This is a genomic window from Acinetobacter sp. YH12043 (genome assembly GCF_013419915.1).
GTDB lineage: Bacteria > Pseudomonadota > Gammaproteobacteria > Pseudomonadales > Moraxellaceae > Acinetobacter.
The window spans coordinates 1-25349 of the sequence record NZ_VOZD01000025.1; the positions used below are offsets into that span (position 1 = coordinate 1).

23 protein-coding genes are annotated in these 25349 nt (G+C 42.8%); 7 read left to right on the forward strand and 16 right to left on the reverse strand.

What is annotated here, in order from left to right:
• Positions 1-156: 156 nt before the first annotated feature.
• The 5 genes from FTU01_RS12065 to FTU01_RS12085 form a co-directional block, all read right to left on the reverse strand.
• Positions 157-564 carry a DUF3106 domain-containing protein gene (locus FTU01_RS12065; RefSeq protein WP_159124038.1) on the reverse strand — a complete coding sequence of 136 codons (408 nt, stop codon included), beginning with the start codon at positions 562-564 and terminating at the stop codon, positions 157-159.
• Positions 554-871 (reverse strand): hypothetical protein, encoded by a 318-nt coding sequence (locus FTU01_RS12070; protein WP_004784617.1) that lies wholly within the window; start codon positions 869-871, stop codon positions 554-556. The genes FTU01_RS12065 and FTU01_RS12070 overlap by 11 nt, the downstream gene beginning before the upstream one ends.
• Complete coding sequence (locus FTU01_RS12075; RefSeq protein ID WP_159124054.1) at positions 868-1482, reverse strand: RNA polymerase sigma factor; 615 nt, start codon at positions 1480-1482, stop codon at positions 868-870. Before FTU01_RS12075 ends, FTU01_RS12070 begins: the two co-directional genes overlap by 4 nt.
• Positions 1483-1649: 167 nt before the next feature.
• Complete coding sequence (locus tag FTU01_RS12080; RefSeq protein WP_179992676.1) at positions 1650-2426, reverse strand: RNA methyltransferase; 777 nt, start codon at positions 2424-2426, stop codon at positions 1650-1652.
• A gap of 49 nt (positions 2427-2475) precedes the next feature.
• Positions 2476-3450 carry a class 1 fructose-bisphosphatase gene (locus FTU01_RS12085; protein WP_159124035.1) on the reverse strand — a complete coding sequence of 325 codons (975 nt, stop codon included), beginning with the start codon at positions 3448-3450 and terminating at the stop codon, positions 2476-2478.
• Positions 3451-3633: 183 nt separating this feature from the next.
• Here FTU01_RS12085 and FTU01_RS12090 point away from each other — a divergent pair, with 183 nt between their 5' ends.
• Positions 3634-3819 carry an NF038105 family protein gene (locus tag FTU01_RS12090; RefSeq protein WP_159124034.1) on the forward strand — a complete coding sequence of 62 codons (186 nt, stop codon included), beginning with the start codon at positions 3634-3636 and terminating at the stop codon, positions 3817-3819.
• A 90-nt stretch (positions 3820-3909) separates the two neighbouring features.
• Here FTU01_RS12090 and pal read toward each other — a convergent pair whose 3' ends face one another.
• From pal to FTU01_RS12140, 10 genes are all read right to left on the reverse strand, one after another.
• The gene (gene pal / locus FTU01_RS12095; protein WP_180139294.1) at positions 3910-4482 is read right to left on the reverse strand and encodes a peptidoglycan-associated lipoprotein Pal; all 573 of its coding nucleotides are present in this window, start codon (positions 4480-4482) and stop codon (positions 3910-3912) included.
• A 55-nt stretch (positions 4483-4537) separates the two neighbouring features.
• Complete coding sequence (gene tolB / locus FTU01_RS12100; RefSeq protein ID WP_180139351.1) at positions 4538-5821, reverse strand: Tol-Pal system beta propeller repeat protein TolB; 1284 nt, start codon at positions 5819-5821, stop codon at positions 4538-4540.
• Between the two features lie 202 nt (positions 5822-6023).
• Positions 6024-7331 carry a cell envelope integrity protein TolA gene (gene tolA, locus FTU01_RS12105; protein ID WP_180139297.1) on the reverse strand — a complete coding sequence of 436 codons (1308 nt, stop codon included), beginning with the start codon at positions 7329-7331 and terminating at the stop codon, positions 6024-6026.
• 3 nt (positions 7332-7334) lie between these two features.
• Positions 7335-7784, reverse strand: a complete 450-nt coding sequence (gene tolR, locus FTU01_RS12110) for a protein TolR (protein WP_159124030.1) — start codon at positions 7782-7784, stop codon at positions 7335-7337.
• Entirely contained in the window at positions 7784-8482 is a 699-nt protein-coding gene (tolQ, locus tag FTU01_RS12115; protein ID WP_179992679.1) for a protein TolQ, read from the reverse strand. Before tolQ ends, tolR begins: the two co-directional genes overlap by 1 nt.
• Before the next feature lie 27 nt (positions 8483-8509).
• Positions 8510-8917, reverse strand: coding sequence for a tol-pal system-associated acyl-CoA thioesterase (ybgC, locus tag FTU01_RS12120; protein WP_034170923.1), 408 nt, complete (start codon positions 8915-8917; stop codon positions 8510-8512).
• A gap of 260 nt (positions 8918-9177) precedes the next feature.
• A complete protein-coding gene (locus FTU01_RS12125; protein WP_373686384.1) occupies positions 9178-10527 on the reverse strand; it encodes an amidohydrolase in 1350 nt (449 codons plus the stop codon).
• 525 nt (positions 10528-11052) lie between these two features.
• Positions 11053-12054, reverse strand: a complete 1002-nt coding sequence (gene ruvB, locus FTU01_RS12130) for a Holliday junction branch migration DNA helicase RuvB (protein ID WP_166138764.1) — start codon at positions 12052-12054, stop codon at positions 11053-11055.
• Between the two features lie 235 nt (positions 12055-12289).
• Positions 12290-12892 carry a Holliday junction branch migration protein RuvA gene (gene ruvA, locus FTU01_RS12135; protein ID WP_168406939.1) on the reverse strand — a complete coding sequence of 201 codons (603 nt, stop codon included), beginning with the start codon at positions 12890-12892 and terminating at the stop codon, positions 12290-12292.
• 120 nt (positions 12893-13012) lie between these two features.
• Positions 13013-14353, reverse strand: a complete 1341-nt coding sequence (locus FTU01_RS12140) for a deoxyguanosinetriphosphate triphosphohydrolase (RefSeq protein WP_166138742.1) — start codon at positions 14351-14353, stop codon at positions 13013-13015.
• Between the two features lie 193 nt (positions 14354-14546).
• Here FTU01_RS12140 and FTU01_RS12145 point away from each other — a divergent pair, with 193 nt between their 5' ends.
• From FTU01_RS12145 to FTU01_RS12165, 6 genes are all read left to right on the forward strand, one after another.
• Entirely contained in the window at positions 14547-16175 is a 1629-nt protein-coding gene (locus FTU01_RS12145; protein ID WP_180139299.1) for an arylsulfatase, read from the forward strand.
• 565 nt (positions 16176-16740) lie between these two features.
• Entirely contained in the window at positions 16741-20574 is a 3834-nt protein-coding gene (gene purL, locus FTU01_RS12150) for a phosphoribosylformylglycinamidine synthase (RefSeq protein WP_180139353.1), read from the forward strand.
• A 312-nt stretch (positions 20575-20886) separates the two neighbouring features.
• On the forward strand, positions 20887-21012 hold the full coding sequence (locus tag FTU01_RS15590; RefSeq protein WP_253144109.1) for a KGW motif small protein: 126 nt from the start codon (positions 20887-20889) through the stop codon (positions 21010-21012).
• A 479-nt stretch (positions 21013-21491) separates the two neighbouring features.
• Complete coding sequence (locus tag FTU01_RS12155; protein WP_180139302.1) at positions 21492-22373, forward strand: LysR family transcriptional regulator; 882 nt, start codon at positions 21492-21494, stop codon at positions 22371-22373.
• A gap of 17 nt (positions 22374-22390) precedes the next feature.
• Positions 22391-22708, forward strand: coding sequence for an NGG1p interacting factor NIF3 (locus FTU01_RS12160; RefSeq protein WP_180139305.1), 318 nt, complete (start codon positions 22391-22393; stop codon positions 22706-22708).
• A gap of 140 nt (positions 22709-22848) precedes the next feature.
• Positions 22849-24315, forward strand: a complete 1467-nt coding sequence (locus FTU01_RS12165; protein ID WP_180139308.1) for a carotenoid oxygenase family protein — start codon at positions 22849-22851, stop codon at positions 24313-24315.
• A 181-nt stretch (positions 24316-24496) separates the two neighbouring features.
• On the opposite strand, the gene FTU01_RS12170 is transcribed toward FTU01_RS12165, so the two are convergent.
• Complete coding sequence (locus FTU01_RS12170; protein ID WP_257233729.1) at positions 24497-24916, reverse strand: hypothetical protein; 420 nt, start codon at positions 24914-24916, stop codon at positions 24497-24499.
• Between the last annotated feature and the right edge of the window lie 433 nt (positions 24917-25349).

Below are 25349 nucleotides of genomic sequence, written 5' to 3' on the forward strand. Positions count from 1 at the left end.
TGAAGGTAAAGAATGTTGAAGGGTGCAATCTAAATTTTCAGATAAAGTCATAAAAAAATGAGCGTATTTACATACACTCATTTTTACTACATTTTACTAATATTTGCTTAACTGACTGGCATTACTCCAGATGGAGGCTTTTTTATTTAACTTAAATTAATGAGTTTTAGGTTGAGTGAGTTGCTGGTATTTCTGGATATATTCTTCACGGATCGCCAGTCGTTCTTCTGGTGTTGCTTTTTGCATCCGTGCCCCTAACTCCTTACGTTCCTGGCTGCTCATCATTTGCCAGGTTTCACGCATACGCTGCTTTTCAGCTTCAGGAAGCTGGGTGAACCAATCCATGCGTTGCTGTAAATTAATACGTTGCTGTTCAGGCATTTCTTTTAAGGACTGATAACGTTTAATTAATGCCAGTTGCTCGGAATCAGAAAGTGTATCCCAGGTTTCGTTGACCTGCGTATTGGCATCTTTGGAAAAAATCCAAAAACGTTCAAATCCCGCAAAGCTGGTTTGCAGGAAGCTGAATGCACAAAATGCAATTGCTAATCTTTTAGCTGCCATGTGGAACTTTGTCCTCACCTAAAACCATTAACATTTCCAGATCTTCAAGCATCTGTGGGGAGAGTTTGGGGGTAGATACTGCCTGAGTCTGAGGTTCGTTATGGCTGACAATATTCGGTAGCACTACCACGCCAGCAATCGCAGCAGCCAGAGCAAAGCCAGACATTTTTAGAAATGCAAAGCGTGAATGTTGTGCGTCCTGAATATGCTCCAGCACATGATTCATCACCACCGGTTTATCCTTGTGGTGCTGTGCCAGTCCATCAAGTTTGGAAGTTACTTGCTTTAAGAAATCATCTTGCTTCATTCGGATGATCCTCCCAGATATGGATTTAAGTGTGCTAGAGAGGCACGTAGACCTTGAATAGCACGGTGATAATGGGTTTTCACACTGCCTTCTGTACAGTTCATAATTTGCGCTGTAGTTTGAGTATCAAAGCCTTCCCAGGCTCTGAGCATAAATGCTTGCTGCTGACGCACAGGTAATTTGGCAATCGCCTCCTGAATTTCTTCAGCAGTTACTGCCTGATCCAGAAATTCTAAAGGTGAGGGCGTAGATTCATCTACCAGATTGTCAAATTCGACTTCGTCGTCATCAAGGCTGACTTTTTTGAAAAAGGAAAAGGGCTGGTTGCGACGTGCTTCTTTACGACGCCAATCCTGTAATTTGTTATTCAGAATCGTATAGAACAGGGGATACCACTCTTCAGTGCTTTTCTCTGCATAAGATTTATGCAAAGCAATAAAAGCTTCCTGAACCAGATCCATTGCGATCCCATGTTGTCCTTGAGTCGCACTTTCCATCATCACCAAAGCACGCCCAGTCACGTCCTGCATGAAATTTTTCAGGCGAGACTCTGCCGTACTCTTTAGAATACTCGCATCTTGTGACTGCAACGGTTTCGGTGCTAAATCCATAGAGATGGAAAATCCTGTCATTGGATACCCACCATTATTCCCAAGTTCATGTGCATATAACGTTGGGAATAACGATTTGGTTGACAATAAAACTTATTATTTTTGTAGTGTAATCTATTTTATAAATACACTGACTGGAATTAAAACAATGTAACCTAAATACCGTATTAGATACGTTGACGCACCATCTCAAAGAAACAGATAGAGCCTGCAATGGCAACATTCAGGGATTCCTGTCCACCTGGCTGTGGAATAGTCACCGCTTCGGCATGTTGCAGGGCATAGTCAGATACGCCTTGACCTTCATTGCCCAGAATCCAGACGCAGGCTTTACGCAAGTCTTTACTGTACAGGCTGCTAGAACGATGTGAGCTGGTGACATATACCGGAATCTTGAATTGCGGTAAAAGGTCTTCCAGTGCGATATTTTCAAAAGTTTGCAAAGAAAAATGCGCGCCCATACCTGCACGTAATACTCGTGGCGACCAGATAGATGCTGAACCCTTGGTACAAATGACCTGATCAATACCGGCAGCTGCTGCTGAACGTAGCAGGGTGCCAACATTACCGGGATCCTGCACATTTTCAAGGATCAGAGTGTCAGCCGTAAAATCAAGTGCCTGGCTTGAGCTTGGAATATCGACAATCGCCATACATGCAATCGAAGTGCCTAAGGTACTCAGGTCCTTATAAAGCGATTCACCAATGACAAAGACCACACCGGTATATTTGTTTAAAATAATGTCGAAATCAGGATGCGCTAAAGCATGTTCAGTCGTGAAGATCGAATTGATTTTCTTGTTTTCATGTAACCATGCAAGACACAGGTGCGTGCCTTCAAGCACAGTCTGTCCTTGTTTTTTTCGATAAGAATTCTGTTCAATTAAACCGCGTAAGTGTTTAATTTTAGGATTGTCTTTGGATTCAAGGAAGATGGTTGGCATAAGAAGAAAGTCCACGGCAGTCAATCAAGGATCAACTGCCGTTTAAAAATTAGTGGTGGTAGCTGGTCACAAGCTCAACTTCATTTTTTGAGCCAATGATGACAGGAACACGTTGATGCAGATTTGTAGGTTCGATTTCAAGAATGCGGACACGACCAGTCGTTGATGCACCGCCAGCCTGTTCCATCAGCATACTCATTGGATTGGCTTCATACATTAAACGTAAACGACCTGCTTTAGTTGGGTCTTTTAAGTCGTATGGGTACATGAAGATCCCGCTACGGCACAGAATACGGTGAATATCGCCGACCATACAAGCGACCCAGCGCATATTGAAATCTTTGGCGCGAGGACCTGTTTTACCTGCCAGCAATTCATCGATATAACGCTGTACAGGTGCTTCCCAGTGACGTTGGTTTGATGCATTGATTGCATATTCTTTAGTATCAGCAGCTACCTGAATCGCTTCAGAAGTCAACAGGAACTCTTGAGTTTCAGGATCGAAAGTGAAGAATACCACACCGGCACCCACAGTCAGTGCCATCATGGTTGATGGGCCATACAGCACATAACCAGCAGCAACCTGATTGACACCAGCCTGCATGAAGTCTTCTGCCTGAGTTACACTATTTTTTGCAGGAAGAATCGAAAAGATAGTGCCCACACACATGTTGATATCAATATTGCTTGAGCCATCAAGTGGATCGAACAATACTAGATATTGACCATTTTCCTGTGCTGAAGTGAATTCATCCAGTTCTTCAGATGCTAAACCGCCTACATGTGGATGTACTTTTAATGCATCAATCAGATAATCATTAGAAATCACGTCCAGTTTCTTTTGCTCTTCGCCTTGAACATTTTCATGCTGAGCACTACCTAATACACCCGCTAGAGCACCTTTTTGCAGGAGTTGGTCAATACGCTTGCAGGTATTTCCAATTGTTTCAATTACTTGTGCAAGTTCAGGTGTGAGGTTCCCGCTTTGTTGTTGTAGGAATTGGGATAAGGTGCGGTATGACATAAGGGAAAAACTCCAAGACTTATAATCGGGGAAAAAAGATCAAAACGATATACGGCTATATTTTAGAGGAGAACGTCCGAAAAGGACAATTAAACTGAATTATTTGTTGTGATTTTGCCCTTGCAACTCCTGTGGAAAGTGCTATGTTGAATCAAAGGAAAAAATGATCATAGGAGCACAGAGATGACAACATTAAAGTTTGATGCGACTCCAACGCCGAGCGAAGCGATTAATCTCGATGAAATTTCTGAAGACAAGATGAAAGAAGCGTGGAAGGATTACGAAGCAAAACCTGAATATAAAAAATTCAATAAACACGACATGATTGAATCCATGCAAACTGCAGAAGAAGGTGAAGGCAAAGAGTAATTTTATTCTTTGATCTTTCAAATATCCCTCTAATAAAAAAGCACTCGATTGAGTGCTTTTTTATGAATGATGTATTATTTAAATGATCACTTATTTTAGTAGTGGTGGAACAGCTTCGTAGTTGATTTCTACACGGCGGTTTTCTTTCCACGCACTTTCATCATGGCCAGGATTAACTGGCATTTCTTTACCATAGCTCACTGCTTCAAGTTGGCCTGCATTTACACCAGAAGTGATCAGGAAACTTTCTACTGCTTTGGCACGACGTTCACCAAGCGCCATGTTGTATTCACGTGTACCGCGTTCATCTGTATGGCCTGTCAGAGCTACACGAGAATTGGCATTTGCCATCAGGAACTGGGCATGTGCTTGCAGAGTACGGATATCGTCATTGCTCAGTTCACTGCTGTCATAGTCAAAGTGAACTACACGTTTAGCTAAATAAGCCTTATTTTCCGCAGTTACACCTTTAGCAGATGCACCGGCCATATTTTGAGCACTTAAAGCTGCATCTTCACTTAGACCTTCAGTGTTTACAGTGGTGATGCCACTGGTATCCAGGTTGCCAGTTTGGACTTCAGCTGCTGGTTTACGGCTGGCACAACCAGTCATTACGACTGCAGCTGCAAGTAAAGGAAGTGCAAATAATTTTACTTTGTTCATTCTTCATCTCCATGAAGGTTGATTATGGGGTAAAGCATTTATAAATATTGAACTATTATTTTGGTGCCCAAGCAGGTTCGCGGACTTCACCTGTTTCACTTGGCAAATTCATGCGGAACCGGCCATCGAGAGACATAATGGATAACAATCCACGGTTACCTTCGCGAGTGGCATAGACCACCATCTGACCATTTGGCGAGAAGCTAGGTGATTCATCCAGGCTGGTTGGCGTCAGGATATTGGTCACACCTGAGCTAATATCTTGTACAGCCACTTTATAGTTACTGCCACTTGGACGATGAACCAATGCAAGTTTCTTACCATCTGTACTTAAGGTCGCGCGGGCATTAAATGCGCCACGGAAAGTCAGACGTTTGGTACTTTCATTATTAAAATCATAGCGGTAAATCTGCGGAGAACCACCACGATCTGAAGTAAAGATAAATGATTTTCCATCCGGCGCATAACGTGCTTCTGTATCAATTGCGCTATCGTTGGTCATGCGTTTTAACTGACGTGTTTCCAGATTCATCTGATAGATTTCCGGGTTACCGTGCATAGACGCAGTGAACAGCATGCTCTTGCCATCTGGAGAGAAGCTTGGTGCACCGTTTAATCCACGGAAGCTGGCCAGCTTTTCACGTTGACCAGTCGCCAGATCCTGTACATAAATGGCCGGACGTTTGGTTTCAAAAGATACATATGCAATTTTTTTCGCGTCCGGTGTCCAGGCAGGTGACAAGATTGGATCACGCGAAGTCAAAATGGTCTTTGGCTGTTCACCATCCGTATCGGCAATCTGCAAGGTATAACGCTGCTCAGGCGTTGCCGGATTACGCAAGACATAAGCAATACGGCCGGTGAAATCTCCCGGAATACCAGTTAATGCCTGATAGATGGCATCACTGATCATATGGGCTGCCTGACGGGTACGTGATGCAGGAACAGTCAGTAACTCATTCAGTAAGTATTGACGTTTTTCGACATCATACAATTGATACTGAATACTATAAGAACCATCCGGATTGGTCTTGGATGAACCGGTCACCACATAGGGTACGCCTGCAGCTGCCCATGCTTCAGCATTTGGCGAATTCAGTTGTGCTGTAGCAGGTAAATTCTTCGAGGCACTGGCAAATTTTCCAGAACGATTCAGGTCATTTTCCACCACCGGATAAATACTCTGATCCTGGCTAAAAGGCACAATGGCAATTTTAGGAGCAGCTTCAGGAGCTTTAGTAATTTCCAGATGCAGTTGAGCCTGAGACTGGGTCGCAGTGACCGCACCCAAAGTGGTCATGATTGCAAGGCAGAGTAGGTGTTTGCGTGTCTTTTCCATCATTCGTTATTTACTCAAATCAACGGAGTTATTTATAAGTGATTGGGCTACATCATCGCATGGATTTATGCGAAATAGACCACGAATTTATCATCAAACTGTTATATCACTATGGAGAGTGATTATTATTTAATCTGTTTCAATTGAAGTTTAACTCAAAAAAACAGCCATAACACTTTTTCTTTATTATGGCTGTTTTTCATTAATGAGCTGTAAAGGTTGAAGTAAAACTTCGTGCTTCACGGCGTGCATCCGGATCTGAAGGCATTGGATAAGGTGCAGCAGCACGTACTGCCGCTTCTACACTGGCTTTCATATCTGGATCACTGGCACTCACCACCACAGAAACCACAGAACCACTATCGCTCAAAGTGACCCGAGCAGTCGCTTTCTGGCCTGAGGAGCCCACTGGGGTATCCCATGCACGTCTGATTTTATTTTCGAAATCACGTTTTGCAGTAGAGGCAATTCGCTTAGATTCCGCTTTTTTCTGTGCAGCTTCTTCAGCAGCCTGTTTGGCTGCAGAGGCTTTGGCATCAGCTTCTGCTTTGGCTTTCGCATCTGCATCTGCTTTAGCCTTTGCCGCAGCCTCAGCTTTATGTTTAGCATCCGCCTCTGCTTTAGCTTTTGCAGCGGCATCAGCTTTACGTTTAGCTTCGGCCTCTGCTTTAGCTTTCGCCGCAGCGTCAGCTTTGTGCTTGGCATCTGCTTCCGCTTTAGCCTTCGCAGCCGCGTCAGCTTTACGTTTAGCTTCAGCCTCTGCTTTGGATTTTGCCGCAGCGTCAGCTTTATGTTTAGCATCCGCCTCTGCTTTAGCTTTTGCAGCCGCATCGGCTTTACGTTTAGCTTCGGCATCTGCCTTGGCTTTTGCCGCAGCATCCGCTTTTGCCTTGGCTTGAGCCTCTGCTTTTTGCTTGGCGGCTAAATCAGCCTTTTTCTGCGCTTCAAGTTTGGCTTTTTGCGCAGCATCGGCTTTACGCTGTGCTTCTACTTCCGCCTTACGCGCTGCTTCAGCTTCGGCTTTAGATTTTTGTGCAGCCTCTGCTTTGGCTTTGGCAGCAGCCTGTTTTGCCTGTTCGGCGGCTTCAGCACGTTTTGCTGCTTCGGCTGCTTGCTGAGCGGCTTTGGCTTGAGCAAGCTCTGCCGCTTTGGCTTCTTGCTGAGCTTTTTGAATATCGATCTGTGGGGGTGCTGGTGCAGGCTGCGGTGCCGGAGGTGTCGGTGCAGCTGCCGTTGGCACTACAGGTGCAGGCTCTACACTCGGTTCAGCAGTTTGGGTAATTTCTTCTGCAATATTTTCATGTGCAGTTTCTTCAAACTCAGTTTCTTCACGAGTCACCGGCTTGAGGTCTTCAGGTTTAATTAAGACCGTTTTAATCTGTTTTGGCGGTTCAGGTGGCTTACTCATGCCCAGAAAAAGCAGGCCCACCAAAGCAACTGCATGGATTCCTAACGTAAACCCAATCGCAATTGCTTTCTTCTGAAACGGTGGTTTCTGATAATTTTTCATACTTTATTCTAATGGCTTGGTCAGTAAACCCACTTGGGACAAACCCGCATCCTGCAGGCTTGACATTAAGGCCATCACATCGCCATAAGGGCGGGTGGTATGACCATTGATCACGACATTGAGGACCTTGTTTTCACTTTCCGCAGTGCTTTGCGCTTCTATCAAAGTCTGCGTCAAAGCCTCTAGGGTGACAGGACCTGTGGTCTGATTTTTATATTCCAGAAAATAAGTACCATCTTCTTTTAAAGTGACGATCGTAGGCGCATCTTTGGATTCGATTGGTAAGCCATTGGCTTGCGGCAAATCGACCTTGATGCCACTGGTAATCATTGGGGCAGTCACCATGAAAATGACCAGAAGTACCAGCATCACATCGATGTATGGCACCACATTCATGTCACTTTTCAGTGGTTTTTTAATACGCTCGAAGCGTCCTGAACGTTGAATGGCCATTAGTCATTGTCCTGCGTAGCGCCCACAGATTGACGTTGCAGCAGCGCCACCATTTCTTCAGCGAACAGAGCACGGTCAGAGTACAGTGCTTCACCTTTAGATGTGAAATGGTTAAAGGCTAAAACCGCAGGAATTGCAGCAAATAAACCAATCGCCGTTGCAATCAGGGCCTCTGCAATACCAGGTGCGACAGTGGCCAAAGTAACCTGATCGACATCTGCCAGACCAATAAAGGCATTCATGATGCCCCAGACGGTACCAAACAGACCGACATAAGGAGCGACTGAACCAATACTGGCCAGCGCACCCAAGCCTTGTTCCAGATGCCCCTGATCACGACTTAAACCTACACGCAGAATACGCTCAGTACCTTCAATTGACTGGGCAGTTGGAGCATGGCGTTTTTTAAGTTTAAGGAACTCGCCCAGACCCTGATAGAAGATATCTTCCAGACCAGTACGTTTGGAATTGAGCTGGGCATTGTTATAAAGCGTCTTGAGTTCGGCACCTGACCAGAAAATTTTCTGGAAATGATTGTCATCAGCCTGAGCCTTTTTATAGCTCATGGTTAACTTGGCAATCAGATACCAGCTGTACAACGAGGCTAACAGGAGAGAAAGCATCACCAGTTGTACGACAGGGCTTGCTTGTAAAATAAGATCTGAGACTTGAAGAGATGATTCTAACTGAGTTGCCATAGCTGTTACGTGTGCCAAATAATTTTTTTAGTCTTGTTCCAATTCTTTATGAATCAGTTCGCGGATTTCATCAGGAAGTCGACGTGGTTTCATGTCTGCACTAATACATGCCAACTCGACCTCACCAGATGCAAGCATGATTTCACCACGATAAATATTTTGTTGCAATACAAATGATGAAGCTTTACATGAAATGACACGTGCAGTCACGGTAATCAGGTCATCCATGAGGATTGGGCGCATATATTTGACGTTAATTTTGTGCACAACAAAGTTATAGTCGGATTGATGCCAGTAGTGACTCACTCCGGAAGCACGTAACCATTCAGTACGGGTACGTTCCATATAGCGAATATGGTTAGCGTGGTAGACAATGCCACCCGCATCAGTATCTTCAATATAGACGCGGATATTGAATTCAAAGTGATTCGCCATAGTTTTGTTCCATGCAGATTTTACGAAATTATTGCTTGTTTTTGGAGGCTGGAGCAGGCTTAGAATTTGCCTTATTCATTCCAAAAGTCAAGCAATTTAGCGCGTCAAAGTTTAGCACTGTGAGCTTTGAGACCAATGGCACAAGATGTCAAATCTGGATGGAGTAGGGGCTAAGCCAGTACGGAACGACCAATTGCTTATTAATACGGCGAAGTAAAAGCATGAATGAGACCAGTCACTCATGCTGGAGGAACTAAGAATCAGCTTTTGTTATTTTGCTTCCAGCTCATTTGTACCTGATTGGCTACTTTCGGATAATCCAGTATAAAACGGACATGACTTTCTACGCCGGTTTTTAAAGTCGCATCATCGACTATAAAATTCGGGTTATGGTTCGGTGCTGCTTTGGCTGGGTCCTGATCGGCTGGCGTTGCACCGACGAAGACAAACAATGATGGCATCAGCTTGCCATAATAAGCAAAGTCTTCACTGGCGCTGGCATTGTTATCGAGCAGATGCAGTTTATCTTCACCGTTCACCTTAGCCAGAGACGGACGCATCAACTCGGTCAAGGTTTTGTCATTGGTGGTAACAGGTGCATAGGGTGCAATTTCTACTTTGACTTTGACATCATTGGCTGCGGCATTGTGTTCCAGCATTTCCGGCAAGTCTTTTAAAATGCCTTGACGGACATCTTCACTGTTAGAACGAATCGTACCGACCATATTCACCTGATTAGGAATCACATTTCCTGTGGTACCACCCTGAATACTTCCAATACTGACCACGCCCATGCCTTTGGTCAGATCTGCTTTGCGGCTCACCAGACTTTGTAAATTATTAATCATCTGTGCAGAAGCATAGATGGGATCGCGACCTGCCCAAGGCATTGAACCATGTACCTGATGGCCATCTACCTGTATACGTAAATGATCCGCGCTATTGAGAATTGCACCATCTTTATAGAAAATATTGCCGCTTGGCATACCCGCCATCACATGCATTCCAAAAATCACTTCAGGCTGAGGATTCTTGAGTGCGCCATCAGCCAGCATTTTACGTGAGCCGATCTGATCACCTTGACTAAAGTTATCAATATCTGCACCGCCTTCTTCTGCTGGCTGGAATACAAAAACTACGGTGCCGGCAATCTTATCTTTATTGGTAGCGAGCACTTTGGCTGCACCTAATAGCATTGCAGTATGCGCATCATGACCGCAGGCATGCATCACATAAGTTTCCTTGCCTTGATAAATACCTTTCTGCTTGCTGGCGAAAGGTACAGCTGCCGTTTCCTGAATCGGCAAGGCATCCATATCTGCACGTAATGCCATGACGGGGCCAGGTTTTGAACCTTTTAGAACGCCGATCACACCTGTTTTGGCATAGCCTTTACGTACTTCAATACCATAGGACTTTAATTCTTTTTGTACTAATTCCGAGGTTTTGAATTCTATATTGCCCAGTTCAGGATATTGGTGAATATGCTGGCGTAGTTTGATGGTATGCGCTTCGGCTGCTTTAACAGAATCATCTACCCAATCTGCTAAAGCCAGTTGACTGCAAAATAAAAGAGGGAGACAAAATGAAAGCGTCTTATGCATGTTCATATCAGGGAGAACCTTAAAAATCTGAATAGAGTTAAAGAGATGCCTGAGCATTACATAATGCACTACATTTGACCAAAACCCTCTGAATATGGATTTCATACCTTTTCGGTATATTCATTTTTAGTACTTGCTGATAAAGGGAATTTTACAGAGGTAGATATTGTAAAATTATGTAATTATAAAAATTTAACGGTCTATTTTATTTAAAAAATTCAAACTAATAGGGAATTATTAAAAGGAATTTGTATCTGATTTAAAAATCTTTCATTATCTAAGTTTCAACTATTTCTCTAAGTTAAATACTATTTTGGCATTAAAGTTGCTTTGATTATTTCATAATTATTATTGATAAAATTTAAAAGAAATAGCCTAAGTATTTGCTTAAAGAGCAATAACTATAATAGCTAAATAAACTACTTAATAATAAAGATTCGAGTTTGTGCTTTTGGAGCTAATTGATTGCAGTAGTCAATTAGCTCTTTTTCTTTATGATAAAAAATGGCTAAGCCAAAAGAATTTTAACCCTTACTTCGGCTCAGGCGGCGTTATGCCAAACTGTAAATAAGCCATATTGGTCGCAATACGACCGCGCGCAGTACGCATCACATAACCTTGCTGAATCAGATAAGGCTCAATCACATCTTCCAGCGTACCTGAATCTTCTGCCATTGCTGCTGCCAAAGCTTCTACACCCGCCGGGCCACCATCAAAGCGTTCTAGCAACATCGACAGGTAACGACGGTCGAGAGTATCCAAGCCATCTTTATCCACGTTCAACATATCTAATGCACGTTGAGCCATTTCCTGAGTGACTTCACCTGTGCCTTTGACTTGAGCATAGTCACGTACACGACGCAATAAACGGTTGGCAATACGCGGTGTACCACGTGAACGACGTGCAATTTCTTTTGCGCCATCTTCGGTCATTGGAACATCCAAGAGGCTTGCAGAGCGTTTCACAATATGAGTGAGGTCATCGACTGAATAGAATTCCAGACGCTGCACAATCCCGAAACGGTCACGAAGTGGAGAAGTGAGTAGACCAGCACGTGTGGTTGCAGCGACCAAAGTAAATGGTGGTAAGTCCAATTTAATCGAACGGGCAGCAGGGCCTTCACCAATCATGATATCCAGCTGGTAGTCTTCCATGGCTGGATAAAGGATTTCTTCAATCACAGGTGACAAGCGGTGAATCTCGTCAATAAACAGAACATCACCTTCCTCAAGATTGGTCAGCATTGCTGCCAGATCGCCCGCACGTTCTAGTACTGGGCCAGAAGTCGATTTGAGATTACCACCCATTTCACGAGCAATAATATTCGCTAACGTCGTTTTACCCAGACCTGGAGGCCCAAAAATCAAAGTATGATCGAGAGCTTCAGCACGGCCACGAGCAGCGCCAATAAAGATTTCCATTTGCTCACGCACCACGGGCTGACCGATATAGTCGTCAAGGGAAGTCGGGCGGATAGCACGATCAAAATGATCTTCGGGTTTTTCAGAACCACTGATGAGACGGTCTTGCATATCTATTAACTTAATCTCTTTATCGAAGCTGTTTGATGCTGCAGAAACAGCTTCAAATAATGATTTGTGTTTAACTGCCATTGTGTAGGCGTTGTCTTACTTTTGAAAGATCAAAAGTAACAAAAATCTTTTGTTGAGTTGAAGGTACTTCCTGTACCTCAACTCAACCGGCGACATCCATGTCGCCAAAGCTCGAGCAAATTTTGGATTGAAAATTTGCTCATAGGTAAATTGCTTATTTATTCATCGACTTTAATGCAGCACGGATGATGTCACTGGCTTCGGTAAACTCACCTTTGGCTGCATTCACCAGTTTTTGCGCTTCAGCCGGTTTATAACCGAGAGACTGTAATGCAGCTTCAGCTTCAGCTACAGCTGAATTGCCCATAAACTGAATTTGTGGCGCTGTCGAATTGCTTGGAGCAGTGCCCGCAGACATGGCTTTAAAGCGATCGCGCAGTTCAATCATTAAACGTTCAGCAGTTTTCTTGCCGACACCTGGAACTTTAACCAAGGTATTTACATCTTCATTCTCAACTGTATGAATTAGCATTTCTACACTTAAGGTAGATAGAATGCCGAGTGCCATTTTGGGGCCAACGCCGTTCACTTTTAATAAAGTACGGAAAATAGTTTTTTCCTGAGCATTTAAAAAACCATATAGCAATTGTGCATCTTCACGTACAGCCAGATGTGTCCATAGGGTAATTTTCTGGCCTTTTTGCAACTGGCAAAAAGTAGTGAGCGGCGTATCAATTTCATAACCCACACCATTCACATTTAATAATACAGTCGGTGCTTCCAGCGCCAGCACTTCACCAATCAGGCATCCAATCATCTTTTATCATTACTCAATTCAGTTTTGCAGCATAGTAGTCAGCATTTTCAGGAAAGGCAAAATCTCCTTCTGCAAAACAGGTGATTTTGCTGCAATAAGCATCTAATTCAGCAAGATGTTTTATAACAATCCGGCTTTATTACCCTGCAATTCCTGTGACAGGTTATAAGCCTGATGATCCGAAAATTTCGAGATAATATCTAATACCTGCATAATATTGTCATAATGGCTGTCTTTAAAATTCGCCCCTGAACGTTGCAGGATCGACATTAACCGCTGTTCCTTAAAGCTCAGGTTTTTATGTGGTGTGGTCAGCGGAATAAAGGCATCCAGAATATTTTGCAGACTTTGATGGGCAATGATCTCTAGGCCCGCTTTCTGTGGATGTTCAAAAATCTTGTCACGTGCCAGTTCTTTGGCACGATTAATACCACTTTCAATATCCGATGAACAGTACTGCAATAAAGTGCCTTGTAACTGGCCAGACAGAATCTGGTCATGATGGCGTGCAAAAGCAGTCGTCACTTCATTCACCAGACGTTTCATCACACGGCCACGCAGGGCAGCAATTTTCTGTTGCCAGGTCGTGTCAGGCATACCAATCTCGGAAGGCGTGCCATAATCTCCGAGCAGATTTAAAAATACCGGTTCCACTTCAGCATAGCTGAGCATGTTCAAGCTGATGCCATCTTCCAGGTCAATCAGGGCATAACAAATATCATCAGCTGCTTCGAGTAAGTAAGTCAGTGGATGACGACAATATCGATACTCGCCGAGCTGGATCAATCCAAGCTCTTCCGCGATCTGCTTTAAAATCTCTTTTTCTGCCTGATAGCAGCCAAACTTGGCACGGCTACTGGCAGGTAAATCTACCTGCGATGCCATGGTTTTTGACAGCCACGGATATTTTAAATAAGCACCCAAAGTGGCATAGGTCAGGCGCATGCCGCCATCATTTGGATGATAGTCAATCTTGGTTAGAAGCCGCAGGCCTTGGGCATTGCCTTCAAACTGACGTACATCTGCTTCCTGTTCAGGACTTAAATCTTTTAAGAAGTCAGTATGTGATACATCATCAAACCATTCGCGGATCGCATATTCACCGGCATGGCCAAAAGGCGGGTTGCCAATATCATGGGCCAGACAAGCGGCTTGAATGATGGCGCCCACATCCGCTGGAGACACCCAGGGTGGAAGCTGGTCTTTAATTTTCTCTGCGGCCAACATCCCTAGCGAGCGGCCAATACAGGAGACTTCCAGTGAATGCGTCAGGCGCGTATGAATACCATCGTGCTGGGTTAAAGGATGCACCTGGGTTTTACGGTTGAGCTGCCGGAAGCTCTGGGAAAAAATAATACGGTCATAATCTTTGTGGAACGGGCTACGGGCCAGTTCTGTACTCTGCTTTTTACTACCAATCCGAACTGTCGAAAGCAGTTCCAACCAACGCATTTGAGTCATTTATCATTATTCAGTTCTCTACTTTCTGCATCATGCCAAAAAAGAGCGTAAAGCACTAGGGCAGTGCGACATGAAATGTCATTTTGAATTAGCTTAGCTGAAATACAGCGAAAGATTGTCAATTTGGTGACAGGGCTGAGCCAGCAATTTCAGGCAAATTATGACCATAATAAAATCAATTTGCAGACCAAATATGACGACAGCACACGCTACACCACCTAATATTTTACTCATCGTCGCTGATGATCTGGGCTTTTCTGATCTGGGTGCATTTGGCGGAGAGATCCAAACACCACATTTAGATGCGATTGCCCTGGAAGGATTACGTTTAACTAATTTCCATACCGCTTCGACCTGTTCACCAACCCGTTCCATGCTGCTTTCCGGTACAGATCATCATCTGGCAGGATTGGGTTCCATGGCCGAAGCCATACGACCTGAACAGAAAGGCCAACCGGGTTATGAGGGGTATTTAAATGATCAGGTTGCGGCTCTACCGGAACTGTTACATGATGCAGGCTATTACACCATCATGTCTGGAAAATGGCATCTGGGCTTAACTCCAGACCGTTTTCCGGCACGCCGTGGTTTTGAAAAGTCATTTACCTTGCTCCCGGGTGCAGCCAATCACTATGCGTTTGAACCCGATATTCCAGAAGAAGAAATTCCGGACCTGTTGAAAGTAACTCGTGGGCTCTATGCAGAAAATGATGAATACATTACTGCATTGCCGGAAGACTTCTATAGTTCGGACTATTTCACAGATCGCTTGCTAGATTATCTGCAAGATGATGAGAGTCGTGCAGAACGCCCATTCTTTGCCTATTTGCCATTTTCAGCACCACACTGGCCTTTACAAGCCCATCCGGAAGATATTGCCAAATACAAAGGTGTATATGATGAAGGTCCTGAAGTATTACGTCAGAAGCGTTTAGCTAAAATCAAAGAGCTTGGTTTAGTAGGTGAAGATGCTACGATTCATCCAGTATTGGCAAAAACTAAATTCTGGGACAGTTTGACGGATGAAGAAAAGCAGTTCTCGGCGCGAACCATGGAAGTCTATGCAGCAATGGTCGATCGTATGGACCAGAATCTTGGTCGCGTGATTGAATACCTGAAACAGACTGATCAATACGACAATACCATTATTATTTTTCTTTCGGATAATGGGGCAGAAGGCGCGCAGCTGGAAGCATTACCAGTCTTTGGTCCTGATATTGAGACCGTAATTACCAAATATTATGACAATGCTCTGGAAAATATTGGCAAGGGTAATTCCTATGTCTGGTACGGTGAGCATTGGGCGCAGGCGGCCACAGCGCCATCTCGTTTATATAAAGCACATACCAGTGAAGGTGGAATTCGTACACCGGCATTCATCAAGCATCAGGGCTTCGCACGCCAAAATGGCATCAGTCATGAGTTTTTAACGGTGATGGATCTACTGCCTACTTTACTGGAAACATTGAATATCCAGCATCCGGGACAGCAGTATAAAGGCCGGGAACTGGTGCCTCTACGTGGTAAAAGCATTCTGCCGTATTTGCAGCAACAGCAGGCCTATATTCATGCTGAAGACCATATCACGGGTTGGGAGCTGTTCGGACAAAAAGCTTTGCGTAAAGGGGATTGGAAAGCCTTGTTTATTCCTGCACCGAATGGCCCAAACAGATGGCAACTTTATAACCTGGCAGAAGATGTGGGTGAAACTGAAGATCTAGCAGAGCGTTATCCAGAAAAATTACAGGAGCTATTGGCAGACTGGAAAGTTTATGTACGAGAAAATGGTGTGGTAGAAATTGAAGGTGGGGAATTTTATTAAATAAAACTGCCTGAGCTAATCTTATTAGGGTATCGAATTTCAAAACTAAACAGATATTCGTGAGAATGAACTAAAAATAAAAAACAGGTCAAACGGCCTGTTTTTTATAGAACAATAATTTTGATAGAAAGAAAATCTTAATCTGTAAGCTGAATAGTTAATATAGTTGATCATCATTCAGACAGATGGCAAAAAGCAGCGCAGCTACCTATTTTTGATCAAGAAATAATAAAGAAGTCAATTCTTGGTTCATTTTTATTAAAAATTGAGATTAAATTTTAAACCACTTGATATGATCAATAGTGTTGAAAAATAATACAAAATTTTTAAGTTGAATTATTCTTGACTAGTTTTAATTTTTCTTTAACAAATTGTGTTAAGCTGTGCGACTACATTCAATTTTTTTATCTGAAAATAAAAGCATTATTTATAAAATGCTATAGCTTTTCGCTTGAGTTTTCTCATTTCCTCTCTAGCCGATTTATGTATTTCACAGTAGAATATGCGCTCTCTCAAGTCACATTGTGGCATGGTCGCTCGATCATCCCGTGGAGCCAAAATCAGCATGTTTATCGTTGCCGGTGCACCTGCACATTCTTCTTTTAAGAAAGCTCAACTACTCACACGTTTATCGTCAATTAGTTCTGTTCAATCACTAGAAAGTCAATTTGTTTATCTTTTTGACCAAGCGCTCAACGAGCAACAACAGCAATCCGCTTTACAGCTTCTCAACGATGGTCAATCATTTGAACTGCACCAGGCTGCAAGTGATGAAATCCAGATTCTGGTGACACCGCGTGTCGGCACGATTTCACCGTGGTCATCAAAGGCAACTGATATTTTTGCCAACTGTAATACACCGGTTCATCGTTTAGAACGCGGTGTTTTGTTTACTTTGAAAGGCGAAAAAGAGCTTTCTAAAGAAGCATTACAGATCTTGCATGACCGCATGACTGAAAGCGTTTTCAATGCGATTGAAGATGCTGCAGTATTATTTACTGAAACTGCGCCAAAACCTTTGAACTCGATTGATATCCTGGGTCAAGGTAAAGAGGCATTGGTAAAAGCCAATAATGAGTTCGGTTTTGCGCTGTCTGAACAGGAAATTGATTACCTGACAGAAGCATTTACTAAACTGGGTCGTAACCCGAACGACATCGAACTGATGATGTTTGCTCAGGCAAACTCAGAGCACTGCCGTCATAAAATCTTCGGTTCTGAATGGACGATTGATGGTGAAGTTCAACCATTGTCATTGTTCCAGATGATCAAAAATACCTATAAAGAATCACCAACAGACGTATTGTCAGCCTATAAAGACAACGCATCGGTGATTGTTGGTTTTGACACACAACGCTTTTACCCAACTCAAGAAGATAACGGTCAACACGTTTATAAATACAAGAGCCAAGCCGCACACATCCTGATGAAAGTGGAAACTCACAACCACCCAACAGCGATTGCACCATTTGCCGGTGCAGCAACTGGTTCAGGCGGTGAGATTCGTGACGAAGGCGCGACTGGTCGTGGTGGTAAACCGAAAGCTGGTTTAACGGGTTTCACCGTATCTAACCTGAATATTCCTGGCTTCGAACAGCCTTGGGAAGAAAACTACGGCAAACCGTCACGTATGGCATCTCCATTGCAGATCATGATTGAAGGTCCATTGGGGGGCGCAGCGTTTAACAACGAATTTGGTCGTCCAGCGCTGACTGGTTATTTCCGTACTTTCGAACAAAACGTCAATGGTGAAGTGAAAGGTTTCCATAAGCCAATCATGATCGCGGGTGGTTACGGTAACATCCGTCCGGACCACGTTGAAAAAGATGCGATTCAACCAGGCGATCTACTGATCGTGCTTGGCGGTCCAGCAATGCTGATCGGCCTTGGCGGTGGTGCTGCATCATCTGTAGACAGCGGTAAACTGGGTGAAAACCTGGACTTCGCTTCTGTACAACGTGAAAACCCGGAAATGGAACGCCGTTGTCAGGAAGTGATTGATACTTGCTGGCGTATGGAAGATGAAAACCCAATCGTTTCTGTACATGACGTCGGTGCGGGCGGTATCTCGAATGCGATGCCCGAGCTGGTAAATGACCATGAGCTTGGTGCGGTGCTTGATCTTCGTAAGATCCCATCGCTTGAGCCAGGCATGTCGCCAATGGAAATCTGGTCAAACGAAGCGCAAGAGCGTTATGTACTGGCGATCCGTCCAGAATCTCTACCTTTATTCGAATCGATCTGTGCGCGTGAACGTTGTCCGTTTGCAGTACTCGGTGAAGCGACTGAAGCGCGTCATTTAACCGTTGAAGATCCATTGTTCGGCAACAAGCCAGTGGATATGCCAATGCAAGTGATGCTTGGCGGAACACCACGTATGAGCCGTTCATATGAAACTACTGCACGTAAAGGCGATGACTTTGATGCCTCTAAAGTGACTGATCTGAAAGATGCGATTTATCGCGTGATCAAGAACCCAACAGTCGCTTCTAAATCATTCCTGATCACTATTGGTGACCGCTCGATTACCGGTATGGTGGCACGTGACCAGATGGTTGGTCCATGGCAGGTTCCTGTGGCTGATGCTGCAGTAACAACAACCAGCCTTGTCGGTTACACAGGTGAAGCAATGGCAATGGGTGAACGTCCACCAGTTGCATTGTTAAACCCAGCGGCTTCTGCACGTTTATCAGTTGCTGAATCGATCTCAAATATTATGTCTGCGAAGATTGATCAAATCAGCGACATCAAACTGTCTGCAAACTGGATGGCTGCTGCAGGTCAACCGGGCGAAGACCAGGCATTGTTCGAAGGTGTAAAAGCCATTGGTATGGAAATGTGCCCTGCACTGGGCATCGCAATTCCAGTCGGTAAAGACTCATTGTCAATGCGTACCACCTGGAATGACGAAGGCGAAGACAAATCTGTTACTTCTCCAATGTCAGGCGTGATCACTGCATTTGCACCTGTAACTGATGTTCGTAAGACATTAACCCCTGAGCTGAAAAATATTGAATCTGTACTGGTTCGTATTGATCTATCTAAAGGTCAGTTCCGTTTAGGTGGTTCGATCTTGGCTCAGGTATACAAAGCAATTGGTTCAGTGACTCCTGATGTCGACAGCTTTGATGACTTCAAAGCATTCTTCGCACTGGTTCAAGACTGGAACAACCGTGGTCTGATCAAGGCTTACCATGACATCGGTGATGGTGGTTTACTGGCAACTGTTGCAGAAATGATGTTTGCTGCACGTCTAGGCGTAGCTCTAGAAGACCAATCAGTCGAAGCATTATTCGCTGAAGAAATTGGTGCAGTTCTGCAAATCGCGAAAGCGGATTGGGAAGCATTGCAAGCAGAAATCGCTGCTTCTACTCTGAAAGATGCGATCTCTGTAGTGGGTACAGTGAATAACTCTGATCAGTTATTTGTAAATGGTTTTGTACTTGAACGTGCTGACCTGCAAGTAGCTTGGACAGAAGTTTCTCATCAAATCCAGCGTCTGCGTGACAACGTAGAAACTGCAGATCAAGAATTTGCGTTGGTTACTGATAAATCACACAAAGGTTTGATTGCTCAACCGACATTTGATCTGAACGAGCAAATCGAAGCGCCGTACATCAATTCACGTCGTCCAAATATGGCGATTTTGCGTGAGCAGGGTGTAAATGGTCATGTGGAAATGGCAGCAGCATTCGATAAAGTCGGCTTCAACACTGTTGACGTACACATGAGTGACTTGCTTGCTGGTCGTATCAGCTTGGATGACTTCGAAGGTCTGGTGACATGTGGTGGTTTCTCTTACGGTGACGTATTAGGCGCAGGCGGTGGCTGGGCAAAATCAGTATTGTTTAACCAGCAACTCCGTGACCAGTTCGAGAAATTCTTTAACCGTCAAGAAACCTTCTCTTTAGGTATCTGTAACGGTTGTCAAATGTTGTCTCAATTAGCTCCACTGATTCCAGGTGCAGATGCTTGGCCACGTTTCCATCGCAACAAATCAGAAGTATTTGAAGCACGTAGCGTCAATGTTCGTGTAGAGAAATCTCATTCTGTATTGCTAGAAGGTATGGAAGGTTCAATTCTTCCAATCGCTGTGGCACATGGTGAAGGTCGTGTGGTTGTATCAGCTGAAAGCATTGCTGCATTGAATGCCAATAACCAGGTGATCATGCGTTATGTCGATAGCCAAGGTAATGCGACTGAGCAATATCCATTGAACCCGAATGGTTCGCCTGAAGGGATCTCTGGTGTCACTTCGAAAGATGGTCGTGCGACTATCTTGATGCCACACCCTGAGCGTAACTTCCGTGCGATCCAGCATTCTTGGAAACCTGAAGACTGGGATCAAGATGGTGCTTGGTTACGTATGTTCCGTAATGCTCGTAAATTTATTGGCTAATTTGATTTAGCTTGAAAAAGGGTTGCTTCAGCGGCCCTTTTTTATAATTTGAACTTATGAGAAATTAGTAAAACTAGAAAAATCATTTACTTTTGTTTAGACTAGCTTCATCAATTGCCACCAGTGGGTGGCTTTTTGCTTTTTAAGCAGTTTGAAACATTTATTTAATTTTCTCCCGCTGAAGTGGTTTAGATTTTGCTTTTATATCTGCATATAAGTGATATTGTGTAAATAATGCACAATATTTATGCACTTTAAAGGAAAGATGGTATAGATCAGTTCAGTATCAACACTCAAGAATGAGGTGATGACATGGCTAAGACGCTCAGAATAATGGATAGAACAGAATTACGTCAGAAAGGTTGGTGGTTATTTGGTTTTGTCGTTGGCCTACAGGTGCTGTTCTTGGTAGGTAGTTATTTGCTACAGGGTTCTTGATCAACAGATTTAAAAAAGCCACCGAGAGGTGGTTTTTTTATCGCTAAACAGTGAGCTGAATCTGCTTTAACGTTACCTTCTGCGTATTCACAAAATCAAAAGCATTATTAATACTGTCCTGATAACGCCAAGCGATATAACCAACCGGCCTAAACAGAATTACACAGATTCATGAATTTCAGACTTACCATTCTAGGGTTTATAACATCATGAGAAGCAATCTGAATCACATCCAGATATGGTAAGTTAAAAGATTCAGCTGCCTGTTCCCAGTCTTTACCAGAACATCAGTATCAAATGCTGCGTCATGCAAGATACATGTGTATACCTGAAACAGGCATAAATGTATGAGGGGCAAAGTCTGACCATGCATAGAAGGTAGTTATATGAGTATTCGTATAAGCTATTGATCTATTAGTGTTTTCAAAACGTTGGCCTAAATCGTAAGATAAGCACCTATTTTTTGAAGTGAGCAATCTATGGAACTTCGACATTTACGCTATTTTATTACCGTGGCGCAGGAGCAGAGTTTCACTAGGGCTGCTGAAAAGCTGTTTACGGCTCAACCTTCTTTAAGCCAGCAGATTAAAGATTTGGAGCAGGAAGTTGGCGTTAACCTGTTTGAGCGTTCTTCACGGAAAATACAGTTAACCGATGAAGGCCAAGCCTTTTTAATCTATGCAGAAAAAGCTCTGGAAAATGCCAAATTGGCTGTTGCATCAGCACGACAGGTGGCCCAGCAGAAAAATAACCAGATTCATATTGGTTTTCTGAATGTTGCCGAACTAAAAGTCATGCCACATATTTTGGCCAAGCTGAAAAAGACCATGCCAGATCTGAAAATTCATCTGCATAGTCTATTCTGTCTGGAACAGCTTCAACATCTGAAAAACGCCGAACTAGATCTAAGTATTACCCGTTTTCAGCTGGATCATCCGGATTTTGACAATATCCATTTATTGACGGAGCAAATTCATTTGGTTGCAGCCAAGCATTTGCACCCAACCGATCGAATACTGAAATTACAGGAACTGAAAAATCATACAATTATTATGTGTGATCAGAATGCATCACCCATATTTTACGAAAGACTCAATGCCTTGACGTCCTTTGATCAGCTAAAGCACGATCAAGTGCTGTGGGCGACCAATGTGCTACAGCATATTAACCTGATCAATATGGGTATGGGTTTTAGTTTTGCTCCCGATTATTTATTACGTTTCCTGAATGATGAAGTGAAAGTGATCCAGACAGATCGACCTTTACCTCAAGTCGAACTATATGCAACATTTAACAAGAACTCTCAAAATCCAGCATTGAATATTATTACCGAAGCCCTTAACAATACGGTAAATGATTGAAAAACTTGTAGGGATATATGCTTAAACTGATTTATTACGTACCAGATGAAAACCTAGAGGGAACCAAGAAAGCCGTCTTTGCAGCAGGTGCGGGTGGTATTGGGGAGTATACCGATTGTGCCTGGCAAATTCTGGGAACTGGACAATTTAAGCCACAGCAAGGCGCAGATCCTCATATTGGGGAAATTGGCCAGCTAGAAAAAGTGGAAGAATGGCGGGTCGAAATTCTTGTGCCTGATGAAAAGGCGGTTGAAGTGGCTAAAGCTCTAAAAGAAAGTCATCCTTATGAAGAACCGGCATTTGAATTTATCCAGCTTTTAGATATAAAAGTTTAAATTTTAAAATTGATATAAACCGACGGTGCATTAGTGTTAATGTGCCGTCTATCTATATATTAAAAACACCCAACCTGCTTTTATTATTATAAAATTTATCAGAACAATTTAAATAAAAGAATAAAACAAGGAATATAACAATGCAGTTGCCAAAACCGCTGAGCAGCATGTTCAAAAATACGCTGAATAAATCTATTCAATACGGCGCAGAAATCCTACATAACCGTATTCCATATGCCCATGATAATCCTTATCTGGATGGTATTTTTGCACCGCAGCGGCAGGAGCATTTTTCAACTCAATTGAAGGTAGAAGGGCAAATCCCGAAAGAATTAGATGGCGCCTTGATGCGAATTGGCCCGAACCCCATTACAGTGAAAAATCCAAAAATTTATCACTGGTTTACCGGTGATGGGATGATTCATGCGTTACGGCTTAAAGAAGGTGAAGCACACTGGTACAAAAGCCAATATGTAGGTGCGGATAGTGTACAGAAGAAATTACATCGCTCAGTGATTCCGGGGAAAAGTCGTGGTGTAGCTGATCCAGTAAATACCAATATCATCAATTTTGCTGGGAAAATCTGGGCATTGGTCGAAGCGGGTGCTTATCCAATCGAAGTGAATAGTGAACTGGAATCTAAGCGCCATCATCTGTTTGAGAATGATGATCTAGACTTGCCATTTACTGCACATCCACATATTGATCCGGATACCGGCGATATTCATGCGGTTTGTTATGATGGGCTAACCCATAATAAAGTCTTTTATCTGCATATCGATGTACAGGGCAAACTGAAAAATCATGTTGAAATTCCAGTCAAACATGGTCCGATGGTACATGACTGTGCGATTACCGAATCTCAGGTCTTAATTTTGGACTTAAATGTAAATTTCTCGGTGCAGAGTGCCTTAAAAGGTTCGCTGCTGCCATATCAATGGAACCCGAAACATCAGGCACGTATTGGTCTGTTATCTTTTGGTGGAAGTGCTCAGGATATACGCTGGTACAACATCGATCCCTGTTTTATTTTTCATACCATGAATGCTTATGATCTGGATACAGGGAATGTGGTCATGGATGCAGTGGTACATTCCAAAGCAATGGTGCATTCGATTCAGGGCCCAATTGAAGATCAGGATCTTCGATTAGAACGATTTGTCTTCGAAAAAGGAACAGGGAAAGTGAAGCGGACAATCTTATCGGATGTTAAACAGGAATTCCCACGCATTAATGAAGCTTATACCGGACGGCCTTATCGTTATGCTTATAGCATTTCCTTTGGCGAATTTGATGATCCTTACCATGTCAGCAGTAATAGCCTGTTGGGGCATGATTTAGAAACTACGACCATAGAAAGTTATTCATTTGGAGAAAATTGGGTCACAGGTGAGGCTATATTTGTCGAAAAAGAAGGTGCACAAGCTGAAAATGAGGGTTGGCTCATGTCTTATGTGCATGCTTTAGATTGTGGCCCTTCGAAAGTTGTGATTTTGGATGCACAGCATATTAAGGATGGCCCAATTGCCACGATTTATTTACCCGTTCGAGTGCCAGTTGGTTTTCATTGTAATTGGATTGATTATCGGGAGTTAAAAGTAATATAAAATTATATTTAGGAAAAATTTTAGTTTATTTAAGTCCGTTTGAAATCAAACGGACTTGACTAGATGCTTAAATAAATCTTCAATTCCACTTTTCTTGATATTTCTCAACCCAATACAGTTTGGTTTCTATACTGTAATTACCATCAGGATGAAGGGAAATGATGTAGTGGATATTTTTACCTCAACTTCGATTGCCTTTTCCTTCGGGAACTTGATATTTGTATTTTTCCACTTCTTTAGGGGGAGTAAGTACAATTTTTTTCCATGCTGTAATTGGGATTTTTGATATTCTTTCCTGTTGTGCTGCCATTATAGCCAATCTTTTTTTTGCTGCTGCTTCTCCTTGAGCGTAACGTAATTCTTCAGGAATACCATATCCTTTTTTTATTTGCTCTTCATAAGTCAACCAAGGCACATATTCAATAATAATTTGTTGAGGAACATACCCTTCAGGAGATATCTTACAGCTACTATAAGTTGTAATATATTTTTGCTTTTTTATTAAATCTGGAGTCATTGTTAAATTTCTACACTCGGGCCAATTGTTTTTATATATAAATTTTCCTGTCTCATAATGTATAGCGTAACGGCTTTGTTGCATAAATATGTAAGCATCTGATTTAAATAAATTTAATTTTGGATCAAAAAATAATCAAAACTTCTAAAATCATATAGTTATGAAATCTTTGTGCAACAAAGCCTAGCGTAACTAATACTATTTTTCATCATTGATGAGCATCCTGTAGCTAACATTATTATATTTATAAGTATGCTCGTTTTAATAAGTTTGACCATTATAAACGCCTGTCTTAGGTGTAAAGGTTAATGCTATTCCGTAGTTAGTTTTAATTTGGTTGAGATAATTGATGATTGAAAATTTTTTGTTTTAAGTAATTCTTTATAAGAATAAAATCATTATGAAATACTTGTATGAGGAAACTATAAAATTATTATTTAGATTTTTCTAATATACTTAATTAAGCGACATCCATGTCATCAAATATTAATTAAATTAATATTATTAAATCCTTTAA